Below are 7,045 nucleotides of genomic sequence, written 5' to 3' on the forward strand. Positions count from 1 at the left end.
GTCGATGTAGGTGCCAGGGACCACGGTGACGCTGTTGCCGCCGCCGGTAATACGGCCATAGAGCGTGTAGCTATTAACCCCGCCTGCGGTAGAGGCCACCGGGATCGGCGCGTTATTGGCGATCACGTTGTTAAAGCTGCTGTCGCTGAACAGGCTATATGCCACACCCTGAGCGGTATTCGCGGTGTTGACCAGATAGCGCGCTGGCGTGCCGGGCGTACCCACAACCGTTCCCGGCGCGGTGGAATTGGTATTGCCGGTAATGGCGACCGTGTAGCTGTCGGTGGTGCACTGGATGGTAAAGGTATTGCCCCCATTGGCTCCGGTGAGCTGGGTGGTGAGCGTGGAGAAGGTTGCCGGATGGGTACCGAAATCGAGGGTACCGAAGTTAATGCCGTTCTGGTTTGGCGATCCGTTGATCAGGCAGCCGTTGGTCAAGGTCAGGGTTGCGCCAATGGTCCCGCTGCTGGTTACCGCCTGTGCCGGAACTGCCGCCATCGCCAGGGCCGATCCCGCCAATAACACCAAAATTTTTCTGTTCATTTTCCACCCTCCAGAAAATGTCGCCGTCGTTATCCTCTATTTTTGATAACGCTCAAATTGTTAGCACCCATTACTATTGTTAATAGGTGGTTAAAATCAATTTAGATTAAGGCACCGCGAACAACCACTTTAGCCAGACGGCTAAGACAAACGGCGTATTGACAAAAATTATCTTTTAATAACAACAGGATAAATTTTTAAAACTCCTGAACATCGAAGCCAGACGAGATAAAAAATAGGAATAATGTGATACAGATCACAATATATCTTCTTGTTTTCATTGGTTATTTTAATAGCGGTTAAATAAGAGTTAAGCCAGAGAAACGATTACCTGGATTCGGGTGATGAATATATTCACAATTTGAATAAATAACGGGCAGAAATAAGAACAGGTCGATACATAACGGGAGAAATAAATAAGGGGACCAGCATGGTCCCCTTGAAGTGTTGTCCTGGCCGCCGCAGCGGTGATGGCGTCAGGCTACGTGGCTTGCCGCCACGTCCAGCAGCGCCATCTCATCACTGTTCAGCAGCTTCTCGATATTCACCAGAATCAGCATACGGTCACCGAGCGCCCCCAGACCGGTCAGGTATTCGGTGGACAGCGTAACCGCGAATTCCGGCGCCGGGCGGATCTGCTCGGCGGTCAGGGAGAGGACATCGGAAACCCCATCAACCACAATCCCGACCACGCGCTGGCCCAGATTGAGCACGATCACGACCGTATTGTCATCATACTCGACATCGCCCTGGCTGAACTTCACGCGCAGGTCGACGATTGGCACGATAACGCCACGCAGGTTGGTCACGCCTTTAATGAAATCTGGCGTGTTGGCGATGCGGGTCACCTGATCATAGCCACGGATCTCCTGCACCTTCAGAATATCGATACCGTACTCTTCGTCACCTAAGGTGAAAACCAGGAATTCCTGCCCTGATGGCTCGCCGGCCAGCTTGGTTACATTACTCATACCGGTCATTTTTTTACCTTCTTAACTGAATCAGGCGGCTGTGTGCGCCATACGTTGTTCACGATTTAATCCCTGAAGCGCCGAAACATCGACGATCAGCGCCACGCTGCCATCGCCGAGGATGGTGGCGGCTGAAATGCCAGGTACTTTGCGGTAGTTGCTCTCGAGGTTCTTCACCACCACCTGATGCTGACCAATCAGCTGATCGACCAGCAGAGCGTAACGGCGGCCTGCGCTTTGCAGAATAACCACAATCCCCTGCGTGGCTTCGGTTTTGGCGCCGTCCACGTCGAACACTTTCCACAGTTCCACCAGCGGCAGGTATTCGCCACGCACTTCCAGCACGCGCTCACCGCCTGCCAGCGGGTGCAGATCTTCTTCACGCGGCTGCAGCGATTCCATCACCGCGTTCAGCGGCAGGATGAACACTTCGTCCGCCACTTTGACCGACATGCCGTCGAGGATCGCCAGCGTCAGCGGCAGCAGAATGCGGATAGTGGTACCTGAGCCCTGCTTCGACTTGATCTCAACGTGGCCGCCCATCTCCTGGATGTTACGTTTCACCACGTCCATACCCACGCCGCGCCCGGAGACGTCTGTGACCTGCTCCGCGGTGGAGAAGCCTGGGGCAAAGATCAGCATGCCCACCTCTTCGTCGGTCATGTTTTCGCTGACCGCCATCCCCTGCGACATCGCTTTCGCCAGGATACGCTCGCGATTCAGGCCTGCGCCGTCATCGGTCACTTCAATGCAGATGTTCCCGCCCTGGTGTTCCGCAGACAAAATCAGGTTACCCACCGGGGATTTCCCTGCGGCAACACGGTTTTCCGGCAGTTCGATCCCGTGGTCAAGGCTGTTACGCACCAGGTGCGTTAACGGGTCGATAATGCGCTCAATAAGGCTCTTATCCAGCTCGGTGGAACTGCCCATCAGCGTCAGTTCGATTTGCTTGTTGAGCTTGCCGGCCAGGTCACGCACCAGACGCGGGAAGCGGCTGAAGACATATTCCATCGGCATCATACGGATGGACATCACCGATTCCTGCAGATCGCGGGCGTTACGTTGTAACTGCCCCATGCTGGTGATGAGATCGCCATGGTTGACCGGGTCCAGCTCGTTGGAGCGCTGGGCCAGCATCGACTGGGTGATCACCAGTTCGCCCACCAGGTTAATCAGCTGATCCACTTTTTCTACAGCGACACGAATACTGGTCGATTCGCTGGAGCGGGCGGCCGGTTTTTCACGCTCGCCGCGGTTTGGCGCAGCGGATTCGCCCGGAACGGCTTTCAGCGCAGGCGCGGCAGGTGCCACGGCCGGTACCGCCGGTGCAGCCGCGACTTCGGCCACTTCCGCCATTTCTGCAGCCGGTGCATCGGTCACGGCCTCAAAGTCAATCTGCTCAGGTTCAATGACAAAACAGAGCACAGCGATCACGTCATCTTTGCTGATGCCGCCATCGAGGTTAGCTGCCAGCGTGTCCTTGCCCTTCACCACGTTGCTCAGGGTGGCGAGATTGCTCAGCTCTTCTTCCAGAAGGTTAACTTCGCTCTCTTTCAGGCTGGACAGCACCACGCGCAGACGGTTGTCAGCGGCAGGCGCGGCCGCCGGAGCGGGCTCAACAACGCTCAGTTTTGCCGGGCTGACGGCAACGGCTGCCGTCTCGCCTTTGGCTTCCAGCGCTAACTGACGCAGCGCGTTGCAGATATATTCAAAGCTGGCAGCGTCCGGCTCTTCCGAGCTTTTATAGGCATCGAGCTGTTCCTGCATAATGTCTTTCGTTTCCAAAAACAGGTTAATAATGTCGGTATTGAGCTGCATCTCACCGCGTCGGGCCTCATCGAGCAGGTTCTCCATCAGATGAGTGGTTTCCTGCAAAATGGTAAAGCCAAACGTACCGGCGCCTCCTTTAATGGAGTGAGCTGCGCGAAATATGGCGTTGAGCTGCTCTGAATCCGGCGCCTCGGGCACCAGATCCAGCAGGTGTTGCTCCATATCCGCCAACAACTCGTCGGCTTCATCAAAAAACGTCTGGTAAAAATCGCTAATATCCATGCTCACGCTATCACCTCGGATTGGCTGGTGGCGATGTTGGAACGGCAGCCGAAGGCGCAGGGCCTGGCTGTTTTAAATCATCCAGTGACTCATTCTGACTTTCGGCATTTTCGTGCAGGATGGCCTGCTCTGCCTGTTTGTTGAGCACTAAGAGACTAATACGGCGGTTGCTTGCGTTCTCCCGGCCGCCGCCCGTGACGCGCATGGCGGCGGGCATGCCGACGACGCGCCGCACTCTGCCAACCTCCATCCCGCCGATCACCAGCTCACGACGGGATGCGTTTGCACGATCTGCCGAGAGCTCCCAGTTGCTGTACCCTTTTTCGCCACCGGCGTAAGGGAAGTCATCGGTGTGACCGGAAAGACTGATTCGGTTAGGGATCCCGTTCAGCACTGGCGCAATGGCGCGCAGGATGTCGCGCATATAGGGCTCCACATCGGCGCTGCCGGTTTTAAACATGGGACGGTTCTGGCTGTCGATAATCTGAATGCGCAGCCCCTCCTGAACGAGATCGATCTTCAGGTGCGGACGCAGGGCGCGCAGCTTCGGATCCGCTTCGATCAGCTGATCCAGATCGCCGCGCAGTTTTTTCAGGCGGCTCTGCTCCATGCGTCTTTTCAGCTCGTCGATGTTCGGCTCGCGCTTCACCTCACCCTGCTTTTGCGTGTAGTCATCTCCACCGCCCGGGATCGGGCTGTCGCTGTTGGAGATACGCGGCCCCCCCGACACCGCCGTTGCCAGCGGGGTACGGAAATACTCTGCGATCTGAATCAGCTCTTTCGGGCTGGAGATAGAGATCAGCCACATCACCAGGAAAAACGCCATCATCGCGGTCATGAAATCGGCGTAGGCGATTTTCCACGAGCCACCATGATGGCCTCCATGCCCTTTATGCTTGCGCTTTTTGACTATGACGATGGGATGGGACTGGTTTTTCATGCGTCCTCAGTGCTCGTCTGCTGGTTTGGGTTCTTCACAGCGCGCACGTGCTCTTCAAGCTCAATAAACGACGGACGCTCGCTGGAGTACAGGGTTTTACGGCCAAACTCTACCGCGATCGGCGGGGCATAACCGTTAAGATTCGAGAGCAGCGTGATTTTGACGCACTGCATCATTTTGGTGGTTTCAGCGCTCTTCTGACGCAATACGGTCGCCAGCGGAGAGATAAATCCGTACGCCAGCAGGATGCCGAGGAAGGTTCCCACCATGGCGTGCGCGATCAAGGCGCCCAGTTCAGCCGCCGGACGATCCGCCGAGGCCAGGGCATGAACGACCCCCATAACCGCCGCAACGATACCGAACGCCGGCAGGGAGTCCCCCACCATCGCCAGGCTGTTGGCCGGGACTTCAGCTTCGCTTTCATGCGTTTCGATCTCTTCGTCCATCAACGCTTCGATTTCGAAGGTGTTCATGTTGCCGCTGATGATCAGACGCAGATAGTCGACAATGAACTCAAGCATCATCTTATCGGCGATAATGCGCGGGTAGCTGGCAAAGATCTCGCTCTCTTTCGGATTCTCAATATCGCGCTCCAGGGAGAACATTCCCTGTTGACGCGACTTGGCCATCAGGCGATAGAGCAGCGCCAGAAGGTCCATATACATACTTTTGGTGTATTTCGAACGACGGAACAGTAACGGCAACGCTTTTAACGTTCCCTTGATCGCCTTGCCGTTGTTGCCAACGATAAACGCCCCCACCCCTGCACCACCGATAATAATCAGTTCGGCCGGTTGATAGAGTGCCCCAAGGTGCCCGCCGGTCATCATGTAACCGCCGAAAACTGTACCGAGAACTACCAGGTAACCTAATACGATAAGCACGACATCATCCTTCCGCTAGTGACTGTAGCCAGGATGCGCAGGTCGGGGTTTATCCTTCTGCGGGGCAAAAAAAAGCAGCGGTAATCTCTTACCGCTGCTGGATCCTTGCCCACACGTTCGGGTTAAACAGCCTGTTCGATCTGTTCATCCAGCAGTTGTGGATTACTATCGGCAGCATCCCGGGAAAGTTTACGTCTTTTTACCGCACGAGACGGTGGTTGGCACAAACTGCAGGCGAAGCTGCCCGCGGGCTGATGTGCATGGGTGATAAAGTTGCCGCTGCAGCAGTTGCAGCGGGAGAGTTCCAGCAATCCGCTCTCAACAAAACGCACCAATGTCCATGCGCGGGTCAGGGCCAGCAAAGGGCCTTCTTCAGGCTGCGGGCACTGCTCGAGGTAAAGTTTGTACGCTTTAATGACCGCATCAACGCCGCTGCATAAGCCGGTCTTGAGCAGGTACTGCCAGGCATTACAGAACATGGAAGCATGAATATTCTGCTCCCAGGTCATAAACCAGTCGGTAGAGAATGGCAGCATCCCTTTTGGGGGTGGGCTGCCACGTAATTCTTTATACAACTTGATAAGACGGCCACGGCTCAGCTGGGTTTCGCTTTCCAGCATTTGCAAACGAGCACCTAGCGTAATCAGTTCCATGGCCAGTTGAATATCACGCGCTTCCTGAACAATGCTCTTCTCACTCATTATTAGGCCCTTTTCTTACGGGCTACGTCATCAGGCTGGCTGATTTCGTTAAGCAAACGGGTAGAAAGCAGAATGCCGGTGTGAACCTGTTGCAGATCATCCACGCGGGATTCCTGCGTCAGCTGCGTGACGGTCTGGTGATTATCAAAGCGGAACTGGCAAACCAGTTGGTTTGTCTCGGCCAGTTTCACCATCTGCGGCAACGTTAAACCGCCAAGCGTGGTGGCCATTTCTTCCTGAATACCCAGACGAAACATTGCAGAGGCTTTATCCTGGCTAATCAAACGTTGTGCAAGTAATAAATATGACAGGTTGATGTCATAGATGTGTTTTAGCAATTCGGATGTGTTCATTTATTCCTTCCCGAATAACACTTTAATTTCTTGTGCGGTCAACCCGCACCCCGTGATGTCGCCGGGAAAACCCCGGTAAAAAAAAGAAAAGGCTAAAACGCATAGTTGAATTAAGTTTTGTATCGATGAATCACGTTAAGAAAAACAAAATCTGTCTCTTACACATTTATCGCTTCTTACAATTAACTAAGACTTTTCCTAATTCGCGGCAACTTTACCCGTCCGATGTACCACATACAATGTGGCTTCACCTGAAATTTAAAAAAAATGTGACGCAGATCACATAATTTAAGTGAATTTTACCCAAAAATCCATCAGCACTCCTTCTAATTTGTTTGTTTTATGAGCGATTAAGCGCAGAATATATTCTTTCCGGGCGAATATTCATGCAGAAGTATGAACAAAGAGGGCATGTTAATTGCCTGTCGTTGTCATAGCGTAAACTGGCAACAAACCAGTCCATATCTATCACAGAAACACTTTGTTAATATGGTTTTAAAACAAAGGCTTACATGAAAAAGTGACAAAAGTTATTACCTGGCGTTATCATTTTTAGTTGAAGCATTTAGGTGGATTTTTTGCGATTACAGCGGGCTCAAAG

The 7,045-nt window shown here is 53.6% G+C and carries 7 protein-coding genes; all 7 read right to left on the reverse strand.

The genetic code is table 11. From position 1 onward, the window contains the following. The coding region (locus WFM46_RS22010) for an SCPU domain-containing protein (protein ID WP_336998550.1) at positions 1-543 on the reverse strand (543 nt) is incomplete at its 3' end. A gap of 476 nt (positions 544-1,019) precedes the next feature. Further along, a complete protein-coding gene (gene cheW, locus WFM46_RS22015) occupies positions 1,020-1,523 on the reverse strand; it encodes a chemotaxis protein CheW (RefSeq protein ID WP_032611989.1) in 504 nt (167 codons plus the stop codon). 21 nt (positions 1,524-1,544) lie between these two features. Continuing rightward, positions 1,545-3,572 carry a chemotaxis protein CheA gene (gene cheA, locus WFM46_RS22020; RefSeq protein ID WP_336998551.1) on the reverse strand — a complete coding sequence of 676 codons (2,028 nt, stop codon included), beginning with the start codon at positions 3,570-3,572 and terminating at the stop codon, positions 1,545-1,547. A gap of 4 nt (positions 3,573-3,576) precedes the next feature. Further along, a complete protein-coding gene (motB, locus tag WFM46_RS22025; protein ID WP_336998552.1) occupies positions 3,577-4,506 on the reverse strand; it encodes a flagellar motor protein MotB in 930 nt (309 codons plus the stop codon). Further along, entirely contained in the window at positions 4,503-5,390 is an 888-nt protein-coding gene (gene motA, locus WFM46_RS22030) for a flagellar motor stator protein MotA (RefSeq protein WP_103180094.1), read from the reverse strand. Before motA ends, motB begins: the two co-directional genes overlap by 4 nt. Positions 5,391-5,512: 122 nt before the next feature. Next, positions 5,513-6,091 carry a flagellar transcriptional regulator FlhC gene (gene flhC, locus WFM46_RS22035; RefSeq protein ID WP_103180095.1) on the reverse strand — a complete coding sequence of 193 codons (579 nt, stop codon included), beginning with the start codon at positions 6,089-6,091 and terminating at the stop codon, positions 5,513-5,515. 2 nt (positions 6,092-6,093) lie between these two features. Continuing rightward, positions 6,094-6,444 (reverse strand): flagellar transcriptional regulator FlhD, encoded by a 351-nt coding sequence (gene flhD / locus WFM46_RS22040; RefSeq protein WP_103180096.1) that lies wholly within the window; start codon positions 6,442-6,444, stop codon positions 6,094-6,096. Positions 6,445-7,045 lie beyond the last annotated feature (601 nt).

It is taken from the genome of Leclercia sp. M50 (genome assembly GCF_037150775.1).
Classification (GTDB): domain Bacteria; phylum Pseudomonadota; class Gammaproteobacteria; order Enterobacterales; family Enterobacteriaceae; genus Enterobacter.